This window comes from Mesorhizobium sp. W016, assembly GCF_054719485.1.
Window position 1 is genome coordinate 4,664,043 of sequence record NZ_JBTTIF010000002.1, and the last position, 22,000, is coordinate 4,686,042.

General features: G+C 62.7%; 22 protein-coding genes. 12 read left to right on the top strand and 10 right to left on the bottom strand.

Annotated elements, in window-relative coordinates:
• Positions 1–41: 41 nt before the first annotated feature.
• The 9 genes from ACYG9V_RS23130 (at position 42) to ACYG9V_RS23170 (ending at position 8,100) form a co-directional block, all read left to right on the top strand.
• Positions 42–824, top strand: coding sequence for a formyl transferase (locus ACYG9V_RS23130; RefSeq protein ID WP_023739091.1), 783 nt, complete (start codon positions 42–44; stop codon positions 822–824).
• A 188-nt stretch (positions 825–1,012) separates the two neighbouring features.
• Complete coding sequence (locus ACYG9V_RS23135; RefSeq protein WP_023670397.1) at positions 1,013–1,315, top strand: virulence factor; 303 nt, start codon at positions 1,013–1,015, stop codon at positions 1,313–1,315.
• Positions 1,308–1,931, top strand: coding sequence for a methylenetetrahydrofolate reductase C-terminal domain-containing protein (locus tag ACYG9V_RS23140; RefSeq protein WP_352763511.1), 624 nt, complete (start codon positions 1,308–1,310; stop codon positions 1,929–1,931). Before ACYG9V_RS23135 ends, ACYG9V_RS23140 begins: the two co-directional genes overlap by 8 nt.
• A complete protein-coding gene (locus ACYG9V_RS23145; protein WP_023681780.1) occupies positions 1,928–3,019 on the top strand; it encodes a methylenetetrahydrofolate reductase in 1,092 nt (363 codons plus the stop codon). Before ACYG9V_RS23140 ends, ACYG9V_RS23145 begins: the two co-directional genes overlap by 4 nt.
• A gap of 80 nt (positions 3,020–3,099) precedes the next feature.
• Entirely contained in the window at positions 3,100–4,080 is a 981-nt protein-coding gene (locus tag ACYG9V_RS23150) for a methyltetrahydrofolate cobalamin methyltransferase (protein WP_023688111.1), read from the top strand.
• Positions 4,081–4,102: 22 nt separating this feature from the next.
• Positions 4,103–4,453 carry a hypothetical protein gene (locus ACYG9V_RS23155; protein ID WP_156929758.1) on the top strand — a complete coding sequence of 117 codons (351 nt, stop codon included), beginning with the start codon at positions 4,103–4,105 and terminating at the stop codon, positions 4,451–4,453.
• A gap of 7 nt (positions 4,454–4,460) precedes the next feature.
• Positions 4,461–6,530 (top strand): ASKHA domain-containing protein, encoded by a 2,070-nt coding sequence (locus ACYG9V_RS23160; protein WP_023744707.1) that lies wholly within the window; start codon positions 4,461–4,463, stop codon positions 6,528–6,530.
• A 186-nt stretch (positions 6,531–6,716) separates the two neighbouring features.
• Positions 6,717–6,884 carry a hypothetical protein gene (locus ACYG9V_RS23165; RefSeq protein WP_196813564.1) on the top strand — a complete coding sequence of 56 codons (168 nt, stop codon included), beginning with the start codon at positions 6,717–6,719 and terminating at the stop codon, positions 6,882–6,884.
• 250 nt (positions 6,885–7,134) lie between these two features.
• Positions 7,135–8,100, top strand: a complete 966-nt coding sequence (locus ACYG9V_RS23170) for an alpha/beta hydrolase (RefSeq protein WP_352763509.1) — start codon at positions 7,135–7,137, stop codon at positions 8,098–8,100.
• Between the two features lie 124 nt (positions 8,101–8,224).
• Here ACYG9V_RS23170 and ACYG9V_RS23175 read toward each other — a convergent pair whose 3' ends face one another.
• The gene (locus tag ACYG9V_RS23175) at positions 8,225–9,124 is read right to left on the bottom strand and encodes a LysR substrate-binding domain-containing protein (RefSeq protein WP_023670389.1); all 900 of its coding nucleotides are present in this window, start codon (positions 9,122–9,124) and stop codon (positions 8,225–8,227) included.
• Positions 9,125–9,326: 202 nt separating this feature from the next.
• On the opposite strand from ACYG9V_RS23175, the gene ACYG9V_RS23180 reads away from it, so the two are divergent.
• The 3 genes from ACYG9V_RS23180 (at position 9,327) to ACYG9V_RS23190 (ending at position 11,298) form a co-directional block, all read left to right on the top strand.
• A complete protein-coding gene (locus tag ACYG9V_RS23180; RefSeq protein WP_023681786.1) occupies positions 9,327–9,512 on the top strand; it encodes a hypothetical protein in 186 nt (61 codons plus the stop codon).
• Between the two features lie 363 nt (positions 9,513–9,875).
• Complete coding sequence (locus tag ACYG9V_RS23185) at positions 9,876–10,010, top strand: hypothetical protein (RefSeq protein ID WP_023681787.1); 135 nt, start codon at positions 9,876–9,878, stop codon at positions 10,008–10,010.
• Between the two features lie 349 nt (positions 10,011–10,359).
• Positions 10,360–11,298, top strand: coding sequence for a GlxA family transcriptional regulator (locus ACYG9V_RS23190; protein ID WP_348524244.1), 939 nt, complete (start codon positions 10,360–10,362; stop codon positions 11,296–11,298).
• A gap of 13 nt (positions 11,299–11,311) precedes the next feature.
• Here the strand turns inward: ACYG9V_RS23190 and ACYG9V_RS23195 are convergent, their stop codons facing one another.
• From ACYG9V_RS23195 to ACYG9V_RS23235, 9 genes are all read right to left on the bottom strand, one after another.
• Complete coding sequence (locus tag ACYG9V_RS23195) at positions 11,312–12,109, bottom strand: ABC transporter ATP-binding protein (protein WP_352763507.1); 798 nt, start codon at positions 12,107–12,109, stop codon at positions 11,312–11,314.
• Entirely contained in the window at positions 12,106–12,879 is a 774-nt protein-coding gene (locus ACYG9V_RS23200) for an ABC transporter permease (protein WP_023688107.1), read from the bottom strand. Before ACYG9V_RS23200 ends, ACYG9V_RS23195 begins: the two co-directional genes overlap by 4 nt.
• A 91-nt stretch (positions 12,880–12,970) precedes the next feature.
• Positions 12,971–13,921: an ABC transporter substrate-binding protein gene (locus ACYG9V_RS23205; RefSeq protein ID WP_023688106.1), complete on the bottom strand. Its 951-nt coding sequence runs from the start codon at positions 13,919–13,921 to the stop codon at positions 12,971–12,973.
• Positions 13,922–14,020: 99 nt separating this feature from the next.
• Positions 14,021–14,866: a DUF1194 domain-containing protein gene (locus ACYG9V_RS23210; RefSeq protein ID WP_023739097.1), complete on the bottom strand. Its 846-nt coding sequence runs from the start codon at positions 14,864–14,866 to the stop codon at positions 14,021–14,023.
• Positions 14,867–15,073: 207 nt separating this feature from the next.
• Entirely contained in the window at positions 15,074–16,270 is a 1,197-nt protein-coding gene (locus ACYG9V_RS23215) for an IS256 family transposase (protein WP_286456782.1), read from the bottom strand.
• A 93-nt stretch (positions 16,271–16,363) separates the two neighbouring features.
• The gene (locus ACYG9V_RS23220; RefSeq protein ID WP_352765393.1) at positions 16,364–17,134 is read right to left on the bottom strand and encodes a M50 family metallopeptidase; all 771 of its coding nucleotides are present in this window, start codon (positions 17,132–17,134) and stop codon (positions 16,364–16,366) included.
• A 138-nt stretch (positions 17,135–17,272) separates the two neighbouring features.
• Positions 17,273–19,834, bottom strand: a complete 2,562-nt coding sequence (locus ACYG9V_RS23225) for a GcvT family protein (protein ID WP_352765395.1) — start codon at positions 19,832–19,834, stop codon at positions 17,273–17,275.
• Positions 19,835–19,988: 154 nt separating this feature from the next.
• Entirely contained in the window at positions 19,989–20,744 is a 756-nt protein-coding gene (locus ACYG9V_RS23230; protein WP_352765396.1) for an FkbM family methyltransferase, read from the bottom strand.
• A complete protein-coding gene (locus ACYG9V_RS23235; protein ID WP_352651984.1) occupies positions 20,741–21,967 on the bottom strand; it encodes a hypothetical protein in 1,227 nt (408 codons plus the stop codon). Before ACYG9V_RS23235 ends, ACYG9V_RS23230 begins: the two co-directional genes overlap by 4 nt.
• Between the last annotated feature and the right edge of the window lie 33 nt (positions 21,968–22,000).

Genomic DNA, 22,000 nt, shown 5'->3' on the forward strand with positions numbered 1-22,000 from the left:
AGCGCACGGCAAATGGTTGCGCGCCGGCAAGAAAGCGCGCCATGGCATCAGCGGTTGAAAAAAGTGCTGCGATCGTCATCGTCACCGAAGGCGGGCCGCACATCTGGGCCATCGTCAACGCCATCGCCGACCAGTTCGGTCCTGTCAGCGTCATCCTCGAAAGCCCTGAATCCAAAAAACAATTGCTGCTCGGCCGGGCGCGCCGCCAAGGCTTGTTTTCGGCCATCGGCCAGCTTGGCACGATGGTGCTGACCAGGCTCGGCAAACGCTTCTTCGCCGGGCACGCAGAGCGGCTGATCGCAGCGCAAAAACTGCAGACAGAGCCGAGGCCGGGACAAAAGATCATCCACGTCTCCTCCGCCGACGGGCCCGATTGCCTGCAGGCGGTCGCCGACATCCGCCCGGGCGTGGTGCTGCTCGCCGGCTGCCGGATTTTGTCCCGGCAGACGCTGGCGCAAATGCCCTGCCCGGTGCTCAACTACCACGCCGGCATCGCGCCGAAATACCGCGGCATGAATGGCGGCTACTGGGCGCTGGCCTCCGGCGATCTCCAGAATTTCGGCACCACCGTGCATCTGGTCGACGCCGGCGTCGACACCGGCGGCGTGTTGAAACAGGCGCGCGGCAAGCCGGAGCCCGGCGACACGATTTCGAGCTATGCGTTGCGCCAGGCGGCGTTCTCGCGCGACATCTGCGTCGAGGCGGTCCGCGACGCCTTGGACGGAAAGTTGGCCACGATCAAGCCGGACCTGCCCTCGAAACAATGGTACCATCCGACGATCTGGTTCTATCTCTGGACCGGCCTGACCAAGCGGGTTTGGTAGCCAGCCTTCCCTCGGAATCTCGCCTTTCTTTTTGCGACGTCCAATAGCGTCGCTTTTGAATGCGCGCGCGTCGTCCCATAACAAGCAGCCCCACTGCGCATCCGGCAATGCTCGCACCTGCTGGACAAAGTGGTGGAGCGTCGTTTCCCTCATGGACGCACGGCGCTCTACAGGGAGTGAGAGAATTCATGGCCGATCTGATCGTCGTCTATTGGCGCGACATCCCCGCCCAGGTCATCGTCAAGAAGGGCCGGCAGAACGCCAAGCGCGAACTGCCGCTGCGCTTCACCGAGGCGATCGATATGTGCGCCATGCGCACCGGCGCCGGCGGCACCGACGATTACCTCGCCGAATGGCGCAAGGCCGATCCGATCCCGGTCGGCGACGACCTCGAAGCCGAGGTCGAGAAGGCATTCAGCGACATCGACGCGAAATACGACCGCGAGCGGCTGGTCGCTCTAGTCAAGGCAGGCGGGAAAGAAAATGTCTGAAACCACTCCTGCCAAAGAGGGGCCAAGGGTTACCCAGCCGGTTACCCAGGCCACTCAGGTCAAGAAAGCAGCGCCGAAATCGGACTACAAGCCGGCCGACGTATCGCCGCAGCGGCGCGTGCAGCGCTCGTTTGCGATCAGGCTGTGGTCGATCCGCCATTCGCGATTGCTCGAATGGTTCTACTCCAGATTCGCAGACATGTTCCTGCTGCTCCATCCGCTGTGGAAAGGCCTTGGCTACGGCCGCGTCGAAGCGCCGATCAAGTTCGTTGAAAAACGCGTAAAAGGCTTCATGTTCGACTGCCGCATGTGCGGTCAGTGCATATTGTCCTCGACCGGCATGTCGTGCCCGATGAACTGCCCCAAACAGCTGCGCAACGGCCCGTGTGGCGGCGTGCGCGCCAACGGCAATTGCGAGGTCGAGCCCGACATGCCTTGCGTCTGGGTCAAGGCCTGGGAAGGTTCGCGGAACATGGAGCATGGCGACAGGATCCTGACCGTTCAGAAGCCCGTAGACCAGTCGCTGCGCGAAACCTCGGCCTGGCTGCGGGTGACGGCGCAGTCGGCAACGGCCCGTGAAGCCGCTGCCAAAGCCAACACTGGAGCGGCCGCGTGATCGGCCGCCAGCGCGACGAAAACCCGGCCGGCATCCATCTGCCGCTCGATCCCCTGCCCGGCCACTCCTCACGTGGCCGACTGGAGCGTGTGCTGCGGCGCGGCGAATTCGCGGTTACCACCGAGCTCAACCCGCCCGACAGCGCCGATCCCGAAGACGTCTATAACCGCGCGAAAATCTTCGACGGCTGGGTCGACGCCATCAATGCCGTCGATGCCTCCGGCGCCAACTGCCACATGTCCTCGGTCGGCATCTGCGCGCTTTTGACCCGCATGGGCTATGCCCCGATCATGCAGATTGCCTGCCGTGACAGGAACCGGATCGCCATCCAGGGCGACGTGCTGGGCGGTGCGGCGATGGGCGTCGCCAACATGCTGTGCCTCACCGGCGACGGCGTCCAGGCCGGCGACCAGCCCGGCGCCAAGCCTGTCTTCGACCTCGATTCCATGTCGTTGCTGGAAACCTGCCGCATCATGCGCGACAACGGCAAGTTCCTGTCCGGCCGCAAGTTGACGACGCCGCCGCAAATTTTCCTCGGCGCCGCCGTCAACCCCTTCGCGCCACCCTTCGATTTCCGCCCGATCCATCTCGGCAAGAAGATCGCCGCCGGCGCGCAGTTCGTGCAGACGCAATACTGCTTCGACGTGCCGATGTTCAGAACCTTCATGCAGAGGGCGCGGGACTTGGGGCATACGGAAAAAGTTTTCATCCTGTGCGGCGTCGGCCCGCTGGCTTCGGCCAAGACGGCCAAATGGATCCGCTCCAACGTGCCCGGCATCCATATTCCCGATGCCATCATCAAGCGGCTGGAAGGTGCGCAGGACCAGAAGAAGGAAGGCAAGCAGCTCTGCACCGACATCATCAACGAGGTGAAGGAAATTCCTGGTGTCTCCGGCATCCATGTGATGGCCTACCGCCAGGAGGAATATGTCGCCGAGATCGTCGATGAATCGGGTGTGCTGAAAGGCCGCCAGCCATGGAAACGTGAGATCCGCCACGACGATCAGATGGTCGCCGACCGGCTCGAGAGCATACTGCACGACGACATTACCGAAACGCAGGTGGATATGGTGAAGACCGCGCACTGACAGCGCGGACGGCCAGCCATTCGCTTGAATGAAACCAGACAACGATATAAAGAAATCTTTATATCAGGCGGAGAGACTTCATGACCCGGACCATCGTCGCCTCGGCGACACGAGAGATCATCATCGGCTTCGACCAGCCTTTCTGCGTCATCGGCGAGCGCATCAACCCGACCGGCCGCAAGAAGCTGGCCGCCGAGATGATCGCCGGCAATTTCGAGACCGTCATCAAGGATGCGCTGGAACAGGCCGCCTGCGGCGCCACAATGCTCGACGTCAATGCCGGCGTCACCTCCGTTAATCCGAACGAAACCGAACCCGGCCTGCTGGTGCAGACGCTGGAGATCGTCCAGGGCCTGGTCGACCTGCCGCTGTCGATCGACTCGTCGGTGACCGCCGCCATCGAGGCAGCGCTCAAGGTCGCCAAGGGCCGGCCGCTGGTCAACTCCGTGACCGGCGAAGAGGAAAAGCTCGAAGCCATCCTGCCGCTGGTCAAGAAGTACAACGTTCCAGTCGTCGCCATCTCCAACGACGAGACCGGCATTTCGATGGATCCGGATGTGCGCTTTGCCGTCGCCAAAAAGATCGTGCAGCGCTGCGCCGATTTCGGCATTCCCGCGCATGACGTCGTCGTCGACCCACTGGTGATGCCGATCGGCGCGCTGGGCGATGCCGGCCGCCAGGTCTTCGCGCTGTTGCGCCGCCTGCGTGAAGAGCTCAAGGTCAACACCACCTGCGGCCTGTCCAACATCTCGTTCGGCCTGCCGCACCGCCACGGCATCAACGCCGCCTTCATCCCGATGGTGATCGGCGCCGGCATGACCTCGGCGATCATGAACCCGGTGCGCCCGCAGGAAATGGAAGCCGTGCGCGGCGCCAATGTGCTCAACGGCACCGACGAGAACTGCACCAACTGGATCAGGACCTACAAGGACTACAAGCCGGCCGAAGGCGGTCAGGCGGTCGCAGCGCCCACCGCGGTTAACGCTCCGGGCGAAGGCGGCGGCAATGGCAATGGCGGTCGCCGTCGCGGCGGCCGTGAAGCCCGCATGGCCAGGGGATAGAGCGAGACAGGACACGGTTTTCTTGACAGATCAAGACCGCACAAGGCCTGAAATGCCGAACTGGCAGGTAATTCTGCGAGTGGCTTTTTGCAGCGTATTTATGCTTTTGGCCGGGTCCTATGCCTTCGGCTATCTGAGTCATGAATACCTCCGGTATTTTGTTCTGTGTATCTACGCCACTGCCTTTCTAATGTTTGTCCTGATCGCATTTCCACTTCTGCTCGGGGCAATTCCCGCAAGGACATTGGACCGGCAAAGACTGGACAATTTCTCCATGTTTTGGCTGCGATGGTATCCGCTGCCGCTCATCGCTTCCTATCTGGCAAGCCTCGCATATGTGAAATCTTTTCCCAGTGCCGGCTTAGTCGAGTAATGAAAATATGAACTCGCCTGCAAACATTACCGATCCGCTCGTGCTGTTCATGCCGTCAGGCAAGCGCGGGCGGTTTCCCGTCGGCACGCCGGTGCTCGATGCCGCGCGTCAGCTCGGCGTCTATGTCGAGAGCGTCTGCGGTGGCCGCGCTACCTGCGGTCGCTGCCAGATCGAAGTGCAGGAAGGCAATTTCGCCAAGCACAAGATCGTCTCGTCCAACGACCACATCTCGCCCAAGGGCGCCAAGGAAGAGCGATATGAGCGCGTCCGCGGCCTGCCCGAGCGGCGGCGCCTGTCCTGCTCGGCGCAGATCCTCGGCGACCTCGTCATCGACGTGCCGCAGGACACGGTCATCAACGCCCAGACCATCCGCAAGGATGCCGACACGCGCGTCATCGCCCGCGATGCGGCAATCCGCATGTGCTATGTCGAGATCGAAGAGCCCGACATGCACAAGCCGCTGGGCGATCTCGACCGCCTCAAGATCGCCTTGATGAAGGATTGGGGCTTTAAAAACCTCGAATTCGACTTCTACCTGATGCCGCAGGTGCAAGGCATACTGCGCAAGGGTAACTGGACCGCGACCGCGGCCATCCACAAGGATGCCGAAAGCGACATCGCCCGCGTCATAGCACTCTGGCCCGGCCTCAAGAACGAGGCCTATGGACTGGCCTGCGACATCGGCTCGACCACCATCGCCATGCATCTGGTGTCGTTGCTGTCGGGCCGCGTCGCCGCTTCGTCGGGCACCTCCAACCCGCAGATCCGCTTCGGCGAGGATCTGATGAGCCGCGTCTCCTATGTGATGATGAACCCGGACGGCCGCGAAGGCATGACGGTCGCCGTGCGCGAGGCGATCTCGGGCCTGGTCGACAAGGTCTGCGCGGAAGGCAATGTCCAGCGCAACGACATCCTGGATTCCGTCTTTGTCGGCAATCCGATCATGCACCATCTGTTCCTCGGCATCGATCCGACCGAACTCGGCGGCGCGCCCTTCGCACTCGCCGTCTCGGGCGCGGTGCGCATCAAAGCCTCCGATATCGGCCTGAAGCTCAACCAGGGCGCCCGCCTCTATATGCTGCCTTGCATTGCCGGCCATGTCGGCGCCGACGCCGCAGCCGTGACGCTGTCGGAAGGCCCGCACCGCCAGGACGAGATGATGCTGATCGTCGACGTCGGCACCAATGCCGAGATCGTGCTTGGCAACCGCAAGCGGGTGGTCGCAGCCTCCTCGCCCACCGGTCCCGCCTTCGAGGGCGCGGAAATCTCCGGCGGCCAGCGCGCTGCCCCCGGCGCAATCGAGCGCGTGCGCATCGACCCCGATACGCTGGAGCCGAAATACCGCGTCATCGGCTCTGAACTCTGGTCCGACGACCCCGGCTTCCTGGATAGCGTGCAGGCGACCGGCGTCACCGGCATTTGCGGCTCCGGCATCATCGAGATCGTGGCCGAAATGTACCTCGCCGGCATCATCTCCGAGGATGGCGTCATCGACGGGTCGCTGGCCGAGCGGTCGCCGCGCGTCACGGTCAACGGCCGCACCTTCTCTTATGTCTTGAAGGAAGGCGAACCCAAGATCACCATCACGCAGACCGACGTGCGCGCCATCCAGCTTGCCAAGGCGGCGCTCTATGCCGGCACCAAGCTTCTGATGGAAAAGCAGAACACCGAATACGTCGACCGCATCCATTTCGCCGGCGCCTTCGGCTCGTTCATCGATCCGAAATACGCCATGGTGCTTGGGCTGATCCCGGACTGCGACCTCGACAAGGTCTCGGCCGTCGGCAACGCCGCCGGTGCCGGCGCGCGGATGGCGCTGCTCAACCGCGGCTATCGCCGCGAGATCGAGGACACGGTCAGCCACATCGAGAAGATCGAGACCGCACTGGAGCCGAAATTCCAGGAGCATTTCGTCTACGCCATGGCGCTTCCCAACAAGGTCGATCCGTTCCCGAAACTGTCGGCGGCGGTGAAATTGCCGCCACGCAAGACCGTCAGCGAGGATGGCGTCGCCGGCGACGCCGCCCCGCGCCGGCGTTCGCGCGAAGGCCATGCCGCCAGGCGCAGCCGGGAATAAGCCGCCTTACGAAGGCCGCCAATTCGCCCAATTTAATTTGTATGCAAATGTTTCCAGATCGCACCGACCTGGAAACCGAAACGCTGTTTTGGCGCAATCCGTCCGATACAGACGTGAAGCATTTAACGGACATCGAATGGCGGACCGGACTATTCCGCCGCCACAACGCTCCAAAGGAGAATAGAGATGTTCGAGACCCTGGGCCGTTTTCGTGCGGCCATGAAGAATGCACAGGCCGTGCGCGCCATGAACAACCTGCCACCCGAAATCCAGAAGGACATCGGCTGGCCCGTGTCGCCGCGCATCGACGCCCAGACCAACCTGTCGCGTCTGATCCTGGGCTCGGGCCGCTGATGACCTTCGCCGACAAGTGCAAATTGCTGACCAAGCGCCGGGGCCGCCGCATGGTCCCGGCTGCGACCGACATCAAGCTGCGCGCCGCGCTGCTGCCCCGGCGCTGAGCCGCGCTGCGCAGAACCGCGGACGTGGCTGATCAAACAACCGTGTTGGCTTGGCCAGAATCTTGACATTTCGGCTGGAGGTACGATCTTCGAGACAGTGGGGGAATTCTCTTAGTCGGCTGCGGCCGAGCTTGTGTACGCGAATGCCCAGTTTCAAAAGCCACCTCGTTTCCTTCATCCTCCGGCACAGCCGCAAGAAGGCATTTGCCAGCCCGGAAAACCTGCAGCGCTGGATCGCCTATGCGCGCAAGACCGAGGATCATCATCCCCCGGCATTGCTGCGGGAGCGGCTCGATATCACCGAGCGCAGCGTCGATGGCTTCCCTGTCTACGAGATCGCGCCGAAGGCCGGCGAACGCAGGCGCATCCTCTACATGCATGGCGGCGCCTATGTCTTCCAGATCACATCCTATCATTGGGGGTTGATCGCCGAGATGGCCGAGCGCTTGGGTTTCGGAATCACCGTGCCGATCTATCCCATCGCGCCGGAGCATGATTTCCACGCCATGTTCGGCATGGTCGGCGACGTCTACCGGCAGATGCTGGATGAGACCGACGCTGAAGACATCGTCTTCATGGGCGATTCCGCGGGCGGCAACATGGCCGTCGTGCTGACCATGATGGCGGCTGAGGAAGGCCTGCCCTTGCCGTCGCGCCACGTGCTGATTTCACCCGGCCTCGACATGTCGCTGTCCAACCCCGAAGTGTTCGAGGCGGAACGCAACGATCCGTGGCTCGGCATTTCCGGCGGGCTGGAAGCGATCCGCATGTACAGTGCCGGCATCGATCGCAGGGACTGGCATATCAGTCCGCTCTATGGCGACCTCTCGGTGCTGCCGCAGACCCTGCTTCTGACCGGCTCGCACGACCTGCTCAGCCCCGACAATCTGATCTTCGCCAAAAAGGCACGCGCTGCCGGCGTCGATATCGACGTCGTCTATGAGGAAGGCATGTTCCACGTCTGGCCGCTGATCGAGATGCCGGAGGCGCGTCGCGCCAGGGACAGCATCGTCGCCTTCCTTGAAGGTGAGCCCACCAAGCGGCGCGCAACTGCGCGGCGCACGGCGCGACCCGCTCTCGCGGCGCGCCCCGCCCAAGCAGCGGAATAGCAGAGCAATTCCAGGAAAAGTGTAAAACGGTTTTCCCGGGAAAGCGTGTAGCGCTTTCCCTTGGGAATTGAGTCAAAACAAGGAGTTAGAGCGGCTCGCCGTTTCCGTGAAACGGTGAACCGCTCTAGAACTTGCCGGTTTCGCGGAAAAGCTCGAACGTCGCACGGATATGGTCGGCGACGGCCTTGACCGGCGCGCTGGCGTCCGGCGACACCACCATCGCCAGATTGTAGGTGCCGATATCGGGCATGCCGTCCTTCGGGCAAAGCTCGACCATGTCGTTGCCCAGGAACGACTTCGGCAACGGTGCAACCGCGAGATCCGACATGATGGCGGCGCGCTGGCCTGCCGTGTGGGCGCTCATATAGGCGATGCGGTAATTGCGGCCTTCACGGCTCAGCGCATCGAGCGCGCCGGCCCGCCAGGCGCAGCCCTCTTCCCACAGCGACACCGGCAAAGGCTCGCGCAGATGCGCGCTGCCGCCCTTGGCGCCGGCCCAGACGATCGGCTCGGTGAGCAGCACCTCGGCGCCGAGTGCGCTGGTCTTGTAGGAATTGGTCAGCAGCGTGATGTCGAGCGCCCGGTCGTCCATGCGGCGGCGCAGATTGCTGCTCTGGTCGATGGTGACGTCGACGGCAATCGACGGATGCGACTGCGCGAAACGCTTCAGCACATGCGGCAACACGCGCTCGCCATAGTCGTCCGGCGAGCCGAGCCGCACCACGCCGACGATCTCGGGGATGATGAACTTCGACACCACCTCGCGGTTGATCGACAACAGCCGGCGGGCATAACCGAGCAGCATCTCGCCATCCGTGGTCAGCGTCACCGAGCGCGCATCCCGCGCGAAAACAGAGCGCCCGAGAATGTCCTCGAGCTTCTTGATCTGCATGGAGACCGCCGACGGCGTGCGGAACACCGCATTGGCCGCCGTGGTGAAACTGCCGGTCTCTGCAATGGCCACGAAGGTGCGCAAAACGTCGAGATCGAGCAGCGGCAGCGGATGATTGAGTGGGGCGTTCATCGGGATCGACCTTCAATTTTTCTGATGTGAAGCATCATTCCATTTCGTTTGATTGAACATCAGATTGGGAGGATAGTCAACTCCATCGAAGGCAGGACGTGCCATGGCTCCAACGCTCCTGACACGGAATTGCACTCGATGCGGAATATCCAGGCGACGGAACGCGTTCATGCGGGACGTGCCACAACCAAAGGAGAATGAAATGTCTATCCTGTCATCCATCGGTCGGCTTGCGACCGAATTGAGCGCGGCCCGCGCCCGCTTCCAAACCGAACGTGCGATCCGCTCGCTGCCGATCGAACTGCAGAAGGATATCGGCTGGCCTGAAGCTGCCGACACCAAGACCGGTGCACGCCACGGCGTCGGATCCTGGGCTGGAGCAAAGTAAACCATTGTGTACCTTGTGCTGAAGGCCTGCCGCGCAGACCAGCCCGGCAGGCCTTCTCTATTGGCCCTGCAGGCTTTCTCCAACTTATTTGCACTCAAATGATTTTCAGAGCCGTGTCGCCGCTGCATGGCGCATATGCGTCACTTGCATGGCGCCTCAATGTCGCCGGTAACACACTGTAAGTAATCGTAAATTTTGGGCACCATGCCCAATAATGTCGCAAACGATGTCGCATTTCCATTCAAGCGCTTCGCATTTGCGATTTAGTTTCTGCTCACGCAGGCCTATATCACCGTCAGCAAACGAGCTGCCCCACTCCATCAAGCGAAGGCGACCCGTCTGAGCAACCGATAGGAGATGATGATGAAGCTTTTTGCCCGCCTCTTTGCCCGCCGCGAAATGAACCTGACGACCGCTCTCGAGCGCCAGCGCCTTGCCAATACCATGCCCGGCCAGACCGGTGCCATGAATGCGGTGCGCCTCGGTTTCGTTGCCTGAGATAACGGCTAGCGCTCAGCGCTTCCCTGCCGCTGCCGATAGTCGATAACAGCGCCGCTTCGGCTTGACCGAAGCGGCGTTTCTCATTTTTGGCACCTATGCCGCCGCCACCATGCCCAATCCGTCGGCAGCCCGTGCCTGTCATCCCGGACGATTGCTCATTTGCGACCCATGTCGCAAATATAGTTTCCGCTTAGCCCCCTAGCCGATTGACAGGAATGGTTTTTCCTGATGTCGCTGTGCTGTTCGCGACATCCTGTTCGCGCCATGGCCGCGTGAGGTTCCCTTGAACGCCGTAAAGCATCCGATCAAGCGATCGTTTGTATTCTTCCTTGTCCCGGACTTCACCATGATCGCCTTTGCGACGGCGCTCGACCCGCTGCGCTCGGCCAACCGCATGCTCGGCTATGAGGCCTATCGCTGGCGCCTCGCCAGCATCGACGGCAAGCCGGTGCGCGCCTCCAACGGCGTCGAATGCGCCGTCAACACCTCGCTCGAGGAAGAGCGCAAGAAAATGGCCGGGCCGGATCGGCCGAACATGGCCATCGTCTGCAGCGGCATGAATGTCGAGCGCTACCAGAATAGGTCGGCCTTCGCCTGGCTGCGCGAGGAATACAACAGAGGCGTCGCCGTCGGCGGCCTGTGCACCGGCGCGCATATCCTTGCCGCCGCCGGCCTGCTCTCCAACAAGCGCTGCGCCATCCATTGGGAAAACCTGCCGGGCTTTTCCGAGGCCTTTCCCAAGGCCAACGTCTTTGCCGACCTCTTCGAGATCGACCAGAACATCTACACCTGCGCCGGCGGCACCGCCGCCCTCGACATGATGCTCAAGCTGATCGGCGACGATTTCGACGACAATCTGGTCAACCGCGTGTGCGAGCAGGTGCTGACCGACCGCGTGCGCAGCCCCACCGACCGCCAGCGCCTGCCGCTGCGCGCCCGCCTCGGCGTGCAGAATTCCAAGGTGCTGACCATCATCGAACTGATGGAAGGCAATCTCTCCGAACCGCTGTCGCTGATCGAGATCGCCGACCATGTCGACCTGTCGCGCCGCCAGATCGAGCGCCTGTTCCGCACCGAGATGGGCAGATCCCCTGCCCGCTACTACTTGGAAATCCGCCTCGACCGCGCCCGGCACCTGCTGATCCAGTCCTCGATGCCGGTGGTCGAGGTAGCGGTCGCCTGCGGCTTCGTCTCGGCGTCGCATTTCTCCAAATGCTACCGCGAACTCTATGCCCGCTCGCCGCAGCAGGAGCGCGTCGACCGCAAGCAATTGCTGGCGGCCTGATCCGAAAACGCACTCAGGCTTCGGCGGGCTGCGCCTGTACTGTGCGCATCGCCTCGACGCGGATATCCTCGGTCAGCTGCGCCTTGAGCGCCGAGAATTCCGGGCTGGTCTTCAGCGTGTAGTGGCGTGGATGGGGCAGGTCGATGGCGACATCCGATTTGATGCGGCCTGGCCGCGCGCTCATCACGATTACCCGCGAAGCCATGAAGATCGCCTCCTCGATGTCGTGGGTGACGAACAGCACCGTCTTCTTGCGCCGCTCCCAGATGCCGAGCAGCAGTTCCTGCATCAGTCCGCGCGTCTGGTTGTCGAGCGCACCGAACGGCTCGTCCAGCAACAGGATTTCGGGGTCGTTGGCGAGCGCCCGGGCGATCGCCGTGCGCTGCTGCATGCCGCCGGACAGCTGCTTTGGCCAATGGTTCTCGAAGCCCTTCAGCCCGACGAGGTCGACATAGGAAGCGACGATCCCGTCTCGCTCCTTTTCGGCCATGCTGCGTTCGCGCAGGCCGAAGGCGATATTCTGCGCCACCGTCAGCCACGGAAACAGCGTGTAGGACTGGAACACCATGCCGCGATCCGGTCCCGGCCGCGTCACCGCCTTGCCGTCAAGCAGCACACGGCCTTCGCTCGGCGCTTCCAGGCCGGCAACGATCCTGAGCAGCGTCGACTTCCCGCAGCCGGACGGCCCCAGAATGGTGATGAAGTCGTTGGCCGCGACCGCAAGGTCGACCGGCATCAGCGCCTTGACCGGCTGCCCGCCGCGCACGCCGGCGAAGGTTCGCGAGACGCCTTCGATAAGCAACTTGCTCATGCCAGGCTCCAGGGAAAGAGCCAGCGATTGAACGCCTTGAAGGCGAAGTCGGACAACAGTCCGATCAGCCCGATGACGATGATGCCGAAGATGATCTGCCCTGTCGCCAGCCGCGACTGGCTGTTGATGATCATGTAGCCGATGCCTGAGGACGAACCGATCAGCTCGGCGACGATGACATAGGTCCAGGCCCAGCCGAGCACCAGCCGCAGCGTCTCGGCAATCTCGGGCGCATTGGCCGGCATGATGACCCGTTTGACGATACCGCTGTTGGTCGAGCCCAGCGTATAGGCCGCCTCGACCAGGTCGCGCCGCGTCGAGCCCACCTTGACCGCGACGATCAGGATGATCTGGAACACCGAGCCGACGAAGATGACCAGCAGCTTTTCCAGCTCGCCAATGCCGGCCCACAGGATGAGCAGCGGAATGAAGGCCGAAGCCGGGAGGTAGCGGGCGAAGGAGACGAACGGCTCCAGAAACGCCTCTATTGGTTTCCAGGCGCCCATGGCGATGCCGATCGGCACGGCGACGATCGACGCCAGCAGGAACCCGCCGAAGACCCGCCAGATGGTGATCAATATGTCGAGCCAGAAGCGGTCCTCGACCAGCAGCCGCCAACCATCCCGCAGCATCGACAGCGGGTCGGCGAGGAAGATGCGGTTGACGTGGCCGCCAAGCGTGATCCACGCCCAGAAGGCGACGAACAGCACGAAGAAGGAAATGCCAAGCACGGTTCGAATGCCCGGCGACACCGGATGCAAGGGGCGCATCTTCAGATCGTCCGCATCGTCAAATCATCACTTGTCCAGGAGAGAGCGACGGCCCTAGGCGCCGCCGCACAATGGTCAAAGGCGAGGCCTGTCAGTTCGCCACCGCGCTGGTGTCGGCCAGCGTGGCAACGTCTGGCGCTTCCTTGATCAACCCCATCTGCAGCAGAAGCTCGCCGGCGGTCTTGGAAAAGTCCTGGAATTCCTTGGTGAAGAACTGCTTGTTCTCCGCCTTGTCGGCCCATTTCAGGTATTTCGCCGAATCCTCGAATTCTTTCGCAGACTGCTTCACGTCGGCGCCCATGATCTCGTAGGATCTCTGCGGATCGCTCTTGATCAGGTCGAGCGCTTCGAAATAGCTGTCGGCCAGCGCCTTGGCGGCGTCGGGATTGGCGGTGAGGAATTCAGGCGTGCAGCCGACCGTGTCGAGCACCATCGGGTAGTCGAGCGTGGTCGCCAATATGTGGCCCTGATCGGACTTGTCGCGCACCGCCGAGATGAACGGCTCATAGGTGACCGCCGCATCGTTCTGGCCGGCGAGGAAGGCTTGCGCCGCCGCATCCGGTTCCAGGTTGACGACGGTCACATCCTTGGTCGACAGGCCGTTCTTGTTCAGCACCCAGGCCAGCATGAAATAGGGCGACGTGCCCGGCGCCGAGGACGCGACATTCTTGCCCTTGAGGTCGGCGACGGTCTTGATGTCGTTGCGCACGACAATGCCGTCGGCGCCATAGGATTTGTCGAGCTGGAAGATCTGCTTGGTGGTGACGCCGCTGGCGTTCCACACCAGCCAGGTCTCGACCGTGGTGGCGGCGCATTGCAGATCGCCGCTGGCGATGGCGAGCGGCCGGCTGGCCTGCGGCACCTTCTTCAGGGTCACGTCGAGGCCATGCTTCTCGAAGATGCCGGCCTGCTTGGCGAGCGTCAGCGGCGCAAAGCCGGTCCATCCGCTGATGCCGATGGTGACCGATGTGGCAGCCTCGGCCGGCACGGATATTGCAGCCGCAAGCGCCAATACCGCGGCAGCGACGATGGTCTTGTTCATGTCGGTTCCCCTTGTTTTTTCGGATGCCGAATTGTGTCACAGACGCCCATGGGCTTGTCAATGAAACCGGCCCTTCACGGCAGCGTGATGATGCGAACGCTAACGCGCATCGAACATCCAGCTGCGGTCGCGCCACATCTTTTCGCCGACCTGGCAGTCGGTCGGCCGGTCCTGCGCCAGCACCACCGGCGGATGCCCGGCCTCCTCGCGCGCCCGTTGCGGCGAAGCGGCGCCGGCCAGCTCCAGCACCAGCTTGCGGCGGATGGCTTCGGGAAACTGCGTCCAGTCATTGACCGGGATCATGAAGGATCCGGGACCGCCGATGACGCAGTCGCTGTAGTAGCGGTCGAGATTGTTGACGTCATAGGCGCCGCCGAACCCGCCGCGCGTCATCAGCGGCAGGCCGTTGATGATGATGCCTTGCTTGACCACCGCGTCGCGGGTGATGTCGACGGGCGCGCCCTGGTTGTTGGGCCCGTCGCCGGAAATATCGATGACGCGCTTTGTCCCCTGAAAACCGCTTTCGGCGAACAGATCGCTGCCGAATTCCAGCGCGCCGGAAATCGAGGTGCGCCGGGCGCTGGCCGGCGGATGGGCGGAAAGCTGCGCGGCCACCCGCTCGGCATCGGCCCGGCTGGCGATCACCGTCCACGGCACGACGACCTGCTGCGTGGTCGCACCCGCCCATTCGACATAGGTGACGGCGACCTTGCCGTAGGCGCCATCGGCGATGGCCTGCAGAACATTGTCGTGCGTCAGCGCAGCAGCATAGCCGCGACGCTGGATTTCGAGTTCGCCCGGCGACATCGACAGCGACACGTCGACGGCCAGCACCAGCTCGACGTCGACCGGCTCGGCGGCTTGAACCGGCGGCACCAGCCAGAGCCCCAGCGCCAGCGCGGCGCTGCCTGAAAGGAAATGTCGTGCGCAAGAAAAAGCAGACATACCCGAAGGTAAGCGAAAACCGGCTGCTGACAAAGCAAAAAGCCGGGACTGAGGGCTTCTACATCTAACCCCGAAACGGCGGCGCGGTTCGGCCTCATTTGTTGATGGGTCGCCCACCTTTGCCGCGCCATTCCACGTCGTCGGCTCCGGCCTTCGCCGCTGGTTGTGTGCGTCAAGTTCTGCAAAATGGGGCAGCCATGATGCTGGTCATGCGGCTTGGCGCAGAGCGAGCTTCTTGTGCTCGCGCAGGTCGTCCATGTTGATGTATCGGTTGGCCTCCATCCAGTTTTCGTTGGTCTCGACGGCCAAGGCCCTGACCAGGCGCAGGCAGCTTTCGGTGTTGGGGAAGATGCGCACGACATAGGTGCGCCGGCGGATTTCCTCGTTGAGCCGCTCCAGCATGTTGGTGGATTTGAGATGCTTGTGGTGCTGTCTCGGCAGCCTGAAGAAGGTCAGGGTTTGTTCGATGGCATCCTCGGCCCAGCCTGTCAGGCGCGGATAGCGTGCCGACCATTTGGCAAGCCATGCGGCAAGATCAGCCCTGGCCTCTGCGAGATCGCGCCGGTCGTAGAGCCAGCGCAATTCCTGAAGGCAGTCGTCGCCGTGCTTCCTCGGCAGATGATCGAGCGCGTTCCTGAGGAAGTGCACGTAGCAGCGTTGCCAGGCGGCTTCGGGGATCACCTCGCCGATCGCTGCCACCAGGCCGGCGTGATCGTCGGACACAACCAACTCGACGCCCTTGAGGCCGCGCGCCTTGAGGCCGACGAGGAAGTCCCTCCAGGCCGAGCGGCTCTCGCGATTGGCCATCTCCACGGCCAGGATCTGGCGCCTTCCGTCCCAGTCGATACCGACCGCTATCAGCACCGCCTGGCTCATGACAACACCGGCTTCACGCACCTTCTCGTAGCGCGCATCGAGGATGAGGTAAGGAAACGGCTCTTGAAGGGGGCGCCTGGCAAAGGCAGCGAGGCTCTCATCCAGCCGCTTGTTGATGGCCGAGATCGACGAGGCCGAGAAGGCATGGCCGCACAGTTCTTCCGTGATCGCCTTCACCTTGCGGGTCGACACGCCCTGCACATACATCTCCGCCAGTGTCGCCACCAAGGCCCGCTCGGAACGCTGGTAGCGCTCGAACAGCTCGGTGGAGAAGCGCCCGGCCCGGTCCTGCGGAACCCGCAGCTCGAGCTTGCCGACCCGCGTCACAAGGGTGCGGCCGTAATAGCCCGAGCGATAGCCAAGCCGTTCGGGCGTGCGCTCGCTCTTCGAGGCACCCAGCGCCTCGTCCATCTCGGCCTCAAGCACCTCCTGCATCACCGCACGGAGCACTTCGTGCAATCCATCCGGGTTCGAAAGCAAAATGTCTTTGACGGCAGCGCTGGCGGTCTTAACTTCAGTCTTGGTCATGGTGGCGTTCCTTCGCGGGAATCAGGTGACGTGAACAATCACCAGCCTGCCATGACCGCCCCCTCTCAGCGAATTTGCAGAACTCTCAGCACACTACCTCGCCGCTTCCGGGTTTGGACGGGACTTCTTTCTGCCGATGCCACGAAGCGCCCTCCAGTTCGGCTTGAATGATGGCGGCAGCCACAACAGGATGCCTGCTATCGCGGCGGGCAGGATCACGGCGAAACGCAATACCGACAGCACGACACCGCAGAACCCGACGATACGCGCCGCCCGCCCCTCGCCGAAGCGCCGCGCAAGCAGATGCCGCGCGATCACCCCACCATCCAGAGGGTATGCCGGTAGAATGTTGAGGACGGCGAGTACCCCATTCAACATGGCGCCGATCCATAGCGTCCACGCAAGATAAGTCATCGGCATTGGAGGCGGCGCACTGAACAAGCTGTCCGATTCGACAGGCGCCAAAGGTTTGGCGATCAGATAATAGGAAGCAGCGAAAAACGCCGCCAACAGGATGTTGGTCAGGGGTCCGGCAAACGCAATCCACGCCCAACCATAGGACGACGTGGCGCCGCGCTTGAAGTAGGCAACCCCGCCAAACAGATAAAGCTCAATCCTGTTGGTGCCGATCCCTTGCCGGTGGGCAACCCATGTGTGCGCCAGTTCGTGCAGGAACACCGATACGAAAAACAGTGCGGCAAAGATCGATGTGTGGATCAGCGCGGTTTTGGGACGCGTCGACCACTCGTGCAGAAAGGGCAGGACAACCGGGATGGCAAAGGTCCAGCTGACGAGAACGGGGATGTTCCCATTCACGCTGAACACCAGCGCATCGCTCTTCCTGTCCCAGCCAAATCGCCGCAAGTGCTTCACTCCGCCCGAAGCGACGGTAGGCGAGAATTGCCAGCTTACAAAGAGAAAAGCCCGGCAAGGAGCCGGGCTTTCATCTGTTCGTTTTGCGTCACACCAATATGAGCGGTGCTGCCGAGAAATCGACGGCGCTCAACTCCGCGGTTTCAAATTCTCCGGATCGTAGAGCGGCTTGTAGCCGACGGCAGCCACCTCGACCGGGTAGGTCTCGCCGAAATATTCGATGGCAAACTTGCGGCCCTCCTGGGCGTGGGCCCAGGGCAGATAGGCGAGGCCGATGTTCTTGCCGATGGTCGGGCCATAGGCCATCGACGTGGTGAAGGAGCGGCGGCCGAGTTCGTCGACAAGGGTTTCGCCGGTCTTCGGATCCATCACCGGCATGGTGCCGACGGGATAGCGGGCAACACCCTTCGAATCGACGTTTTCCGTCATCACCAGCGTGCACAGGATCGCCGGCTGGTGTTCGCGGGCGCGGTATTCGACATGTTTGGCCTTGCCGCAGAAATCGTTCTCCTTGACCTTCGGTCGGGCAAGGTCGGCCTCAAGCAGATTGTACTCGGTCAGAAGGTCGGCGTTCTGCAGGCGCAGGCTCTTTTCCATGCGCCGCGTGTTGGCATAGGTCTCGACGCCGAACGGCATGACGCCGGTCGAGCGCAGCGCGTCCCAAACGGCCAGGCCGTCCTCGTAGCGCATATGCAGTTCCCAGCCCTGCTCGCCGACATAAGAGATGCGGAAGGCGGTGACGTCCTTGCCGCCGATCCTGACCGGCTTGATCGCCGCGAAGGGGAAGTTCTCGAGCGAGAGACCATCCGGATTTTCGACCACTTTCTGCAGCGTCGCCCGCGCGTTCGGTCCCCAGATGCCGATGGTGACGTATTTTTCCGTCACGTCGGTGATGGTGACGTCAAAGCCTTTGTCCTGCGCGGTGCGCTGCATGTAGCGGAAGTCGCGCGGGCCGGCGTCGGCGCCGTCGATCAGCCGGCAGCGGTCGGCCATGCGGATGACGGTGAAGTCGGCGCGCACCATGCCTTGCTCGTCGAGGAAGTGGGTGTAGATACCCTTGCCGATATTGTTGTCGCCACCGATCTTGGCCGCGCACAGCCACTCCAGCAGCGCGACATGATCCGGCCCTTCGATGTCGTACATCGAGAAATGCGAGAGGTTGACGATGCCGCAATCCTCGCTCATCGCCAGGTGCTCGGCATTGGACACCCGCCAGAAATGGCGATTGTCCCACTCGTTCTCACGTATGGGAACCCGGTTGCCATACTTCTCCAGCAGATGCTCGTTGGCGGCATAGCCATGCGCGCGCTCCCAACCGCCCAGCTCCATGAAGTAACCGCCAAGCTCCTTCTCGCGCTCCCAGAACGGCGAGCGGCGGATGTTGCGGCCTTTGGAGAACGGCTCGCGCGGATGCACCGCCGGATTGTAGACCTTCATCGCCGTCTCGGTGCAGCGATCCCAGATGAACTGCTCTTTCGTCTGGTGCGGATAGAAGCGCGCATAGTCGATGGCGTGATGGTCGATTTCCGTGCGGCCGTCCGTCATCCAGTCGGCGATCAGCTTGCCCATGCCGGGGCCGTCCTTGACCCAGATGGCGACGGCGTACCAGAGGCCCCTCACCTTCTGGCTCTCGCCCATGGACGGGCCGCCATCGGCGGTCACCTGCAACAGGCCGTTGAAGGAATGGCTTTCATTGTAGCCGAGTTCGCCCAGAATCGGCGTCAGTTCCATGGCGCGCTCAAGCGGCGCCAGGATCTGCTCCATGTCGAGATCCCGCTGCGACGGTGACAGCCGCGCCTGATCCTTTTCCAGCAAATCGCGCGGATGGCAGAGGCGCGGATTGGTCTCTTCGTAATAACCCCATTCGATCTGCCCACCCTCGGCGGTCCTGGGGTCGCCGGTGTCGCGCATATAGGCCGAATTACCCTGGTCGCGCAGCAGCGGCCAGCCGATCTCCTTGCCCGTGCCGGCAAACTCATTGTAGGGACCGAAGAAGGTCAGCGGATGGTCGATCGGCATGACCGGCAGGTCCTCGCCGACCATCTCGGCGATCAGCCGGCCCCAGATGCCGGCGCAGACGATGACATAATCGGCCATGATCGTGCCGCGGTCGGTAACGACGCCCTTGATGCGGCCTTCCTCGACGATGAGAGATTTGGCCGGCGTGTTGGCGAAGGATTTGAGTTTCCCCGTAGCTTCCGCCTGGTCGACCAGCTTGCCGGCGACGGTCTGCGAGCGCGGGATGACCAGGCCGGCGTCCGGATCCCACAGGCCGCCCTGCACCATGGACTCTTCGATCAGCGGGAATTTTTCCTTGATCTCGGCCGGTTCGATCAGCCGGGCGCGGGTGCCGAAGGATTTGGCCGAGGCGATCTTGCGCTTGATCTCGTCCATGCGGCTGTCGTCGCCGACGCGCGCCACTTCGAGGCCGCCGATGCGGGCATAATGGCCCATCTTTTCGTAGAAATCGATCGAGTAGAGCGTCGTCCAGCAGGACAAGAAGTCGTGGCTGGTGGTGTAGCAGAAGTCCGAGGCATGCGCCGTCGAGCCGATGTCGGTCGGGATGCCCGATTTGTCGATGCCGACAATGTCGGTCCAGCCGCGTTCGATCAGATGATGGGCGATCGACGCGCCGACAATGCCACCCAGGCCGACGATGACGACCTTCGCCTGTTTCGGAAACTCTGCCATTGCCGCGACTCCAAGGGGATAAAGCGGGCGTGTCCGCGCCCGTTCGAATGGCGCACAATATGCAGAGGACGTGGATGGAGCTACCGCCTGTTTGCGACACGTCGCGGATGCGACGCGACCCGGCGCGCCGGCGTGCCGCCAGTGGCGATCTATCTCAGGCGAAGGCCCAGATGTCCTCGGCCTGGAAGCCGACCTGATAGCCTGATGTCTTGAGCTTGACCACGACCTCGCCGATTTCAGCCGCCGGCAGCGCGCCGACCTCGACCTTGATCATGCCGGGGCGGTAGCGCTTGAGGTCGAGCTGTTCGAAGACGATCCAGTCGGCGCCCTCGCAATCGACCAGGAAGGCGTCGATATGCGTGATGCCGTTGCGGTCGAGCAGCGTCTGCAGCGTTTCCGACGTCACCTCGATATCCCTCACGTGCGGCGCGAACTTGTTGAAATTGGCGTCGTCCTCGCCCCAGGCATTCTTGCCCGACATCAGATTGGTGTCGGTGACCGACGAGCAGCCGATGAACTCGATCGGCAGCGTGCCGGCCTCGAGTGCCGCGGCATCGAAAGTGTGGACGGTGATCGTGCCCTTGGTCTTCGTCACCGCGACCGGTTCGATGACGAAGCGTTCCGTGTCGGGATAGTTGGCGCGCAACCGCTTCTGATTGTACGGGATCGGCTCGACCAGCACGGCCCGCGCCCGCGGAATGCGGTGCAGCCACGGCGTGACGTCGTCGAACAGCGCGCCGTCGCAAGCGCCGACATTGACCATCTGGAAGGATTGCCCACCGCCAAACCGCGCCTTCAGCGCCGCCTTGGCCAGGAATTTCGTGCCACGCAACGCCGGCCCGCGATCAAGCAGGCCGGCAGGCAGGCCGAGTGAAAGGGCGATGCGCGCCAGCCCGGAAATGGAACTCATGGCTTATCTCCAGGTATGGCGATGGGCCGCCTTCCATTCAGGCTTGCCGACGCCCACAGCGCCATGATCGGGCCGACAAGCAAAAGGTAGGGCGGCAGAAGGTTCGGGAAGTAGATGCGGGTGTCGTGGATCGGAAAGACGGTGAATTTCGCCAGCACGCCAAGCACCAGCGCTGCAAGCAGGATGCCGGCGCGACGATCGAGCCGGAAGCCGGCGCGGCCGAGCGCAAACCACGCGGCCAGCGCCAGAACCGAGACCCCGACCCAGCTGTTGATGCTGATGGCGCGAATGAAGGATGCGGCAAACGCCTTGAGATAGGCGCCAACCGAGAACGGCGGCTCGAAGCCATCCATATTGTAGTGCTGCTCGATGCTGGAGAACCACAGATGCGGCCACCAGCCGGGATGCTGGGCCCAGTGCGAAATCGCGAAATAGGCGACGAAGGACGCGGCAAAGCCGGCCAGCGCGCCCCACGCCCGCTGCCGGAAGACCAGCAGCAGCACGGCGAAAATGGCCAGGAACACGATGTTGTCCGGCCGCGCCATGAAGGCCAGGAAAAGCAGGACAGCGGTCGCTGCCTCGCGGCCGCGCACATAGGCAAGCAGCCCGCCGAGGAACAGCGCCGAGCACAACAGATCCGGGGTCGAGGCGCGTGCGGCATCGCCGAAATCGGCCATGATCAGCACCGCGCCGACCACAGGCGCCAGCGCAAGCGCGCCTTCGGTTCGCAGCCACAGCAGCGTGATCATCCCGAACAGCAGCACCGAGACCACCTGCAGCACCCGCATCGCCTCGACCGGCGACATCACCGAACTCATCGTCGACAGCATCTCGGCATAGAGAAACTTGATCCGGTACATGCCAAGCAGCGAGTGAAAGTCGGCGGCATTTTGCGCCATATGGCTGCGGAAGCCGCCGCCATCGTCTGTCAGCGCCTTGTAGTCGGCGGCCGAAACGCCGGCCTGGACCGTCCTGTAGGCATAGTCATGCAATGCCTGCGCATCGGGATAAGCGCCCTCCTCGGCGATTGCGAGATAAGACAGCATGTCCCAATTGGCATCGGGCATCGTCCAGGCGGTAAACGCCGTCAGCAGGATATAGAGCGAAAACGCGATCGCGCCGATTGGCGCGGCCCATCGCGCATAAGTCCCCTCGCCCCACGCCAGAGCGGCCGCGGTCAGCCGATCGAGTGTGTTTTGCGGGGCGGGAGACTTGCTCAGCATTGTCGGACTCGGGACTTCGCTCAACGGACTTCT

Excerpts from the sequence above, each read along its gene's own strand:
- ACYG9V_RS23130 (WP_023739091.1), top strand. The coding sequence starts at position 42 with ATGGCATCAGCGGTTGAAAAAAGTGCTGCGATCGTCATCGTCACCGAA.
- ACYG9V_RS23135 (WP_023670397.1), top strand. The coding sequence starts at position 1,013 with ATGGCCGATCTGATCGTCGTCTATTGGCGCGACATCCCCGCCCAGGTC.
- ACYG9V_RS23140 (WP_352763511.1), top strand. The coding sequence starts at position 1,308 with ATGTCTGAAACCACTCCTGCCAAAGAGGGGCCAAGGGTTACCCAGCCG.
- ACYG9V_RS23150 (WP_023688111.1), top strand. The coding sequence starts at position 3,100 with ATGACCCGGACCATCGTCGCCTCGGCGACACGAGAGATCATCATCGGC.
- ACYG9V_RS23160 (WP_023744707.1), top strand. The coding sequence starts at position 4,461 with ATGAACTCGCCTGCAAACATTACCGATCCGCTCGTGCTGTTCATGCCG.
- ACYG9V_RS23165 (WP_196813564.1), top strand. The coding sequence starts at position 6,717 with ATGTTCGAGACCCTGGGCCGTTTTCGTGCGGCCATGAAGAATGCACAG.
- ACYG9V_RS23170 (WP_352763509.1), top strand. The coding sequence starts at position 7,135 with ATGCCCAGTTTCAAAAGCCACCTCGTTTCCTTCATCCTCCGGCACAGC.
- ACYG9V_RS23175 (WP_023670389.1), bottom strand. The coding sequence starts at position 9,124 with ATGAACGCCCCACTCAATCATCCGCTGCCGCTGCTCGATCTCGACGTT.
- ACYG9V_RS23180 (WP_023681786.1), top strand. The coding sequence starts at position 9,327 with ATGTCTATCCTGTCATCCATCGGTCGGCTTGCGACCGAATTGAGCGCG.
- ACYG9V_RS23185 (WP_023681787.1), top strand. The coding sequence starts at position 9,876 with ATGAAGCTTTTTGCCCGCCTCTTTGCCCGCCGCGAAATGAACCTGACG.
- ACYG9V_RS23190 (WP_348524244.1), top strand. The coding sequence starts at position 10,360 with ATGATCGCCTTTGCGACGGCGCTCGACCCGCTGCGCTCGGCCAACCGC.
- ACYG9V_RS23195 (WP_352763507.1), bottom strand. The coding sequence starts at position 12,109 with ATGAGCAAGTTGCTTATCGAAGGCGTCTCGCGAACCTTCGCCGGCGTG.
- ACYG9V_RS23200 (WP_023688107.1), bottom strand. The coding sequence starts at position 12,879 with ATGCGCCCCTTGCATCCGGTGTCGCCGGGCATTCGAACCGTGCTTGGC.
- ACYG9V_RS23205 (WP_023688106.1), bottom strand. The coding sequence starts at position 13,921 with ATGAACAAGACCATCGTCGCTGCCGCGGTATTGGCGCTTGCGGCTGCA.
- ACYG9V_RS23210 (WP_023739097.1), bottom strand. The coding sequence starts at position 14,866 with ATGTCTGCTTTTTCTTGCGCACGACATTTCCTTTCAGGCAGCGCCGCG.
- ACYG9V_RS23215 (WP_286456782.1), bottom strand. The coding sequence starts at position 16,270 with ATGACCAAGACTGAAGTTAAGACCGCCAGCGCTGCCGTCAAAGACATT.
- ACYG9V_RS23225 (WP_352765395.1), bottom strand. The coding sequence starts at position 19,834 with ATGGCAGAGTTTCCGAAACAGGCGAAGGTCGTCATCGTCGGCCTGGGT.
- ACYG9V_RS23230 (WP_352765396.1), bottom strand. The coding sequence starts at position 20,744 with ATGAGTTCCATTTCCGGGCTGGCGCGCATCGCCCTTTCACTCGGCCTG.
- ACYG9V_RS23235 (WP_352651984.1), bottom strand. The coding sequence starts at position 21,967 with ATGCTGAGCAAGTCTCCCGCCCCGCAAAACACACTCGATCGGCTGACC.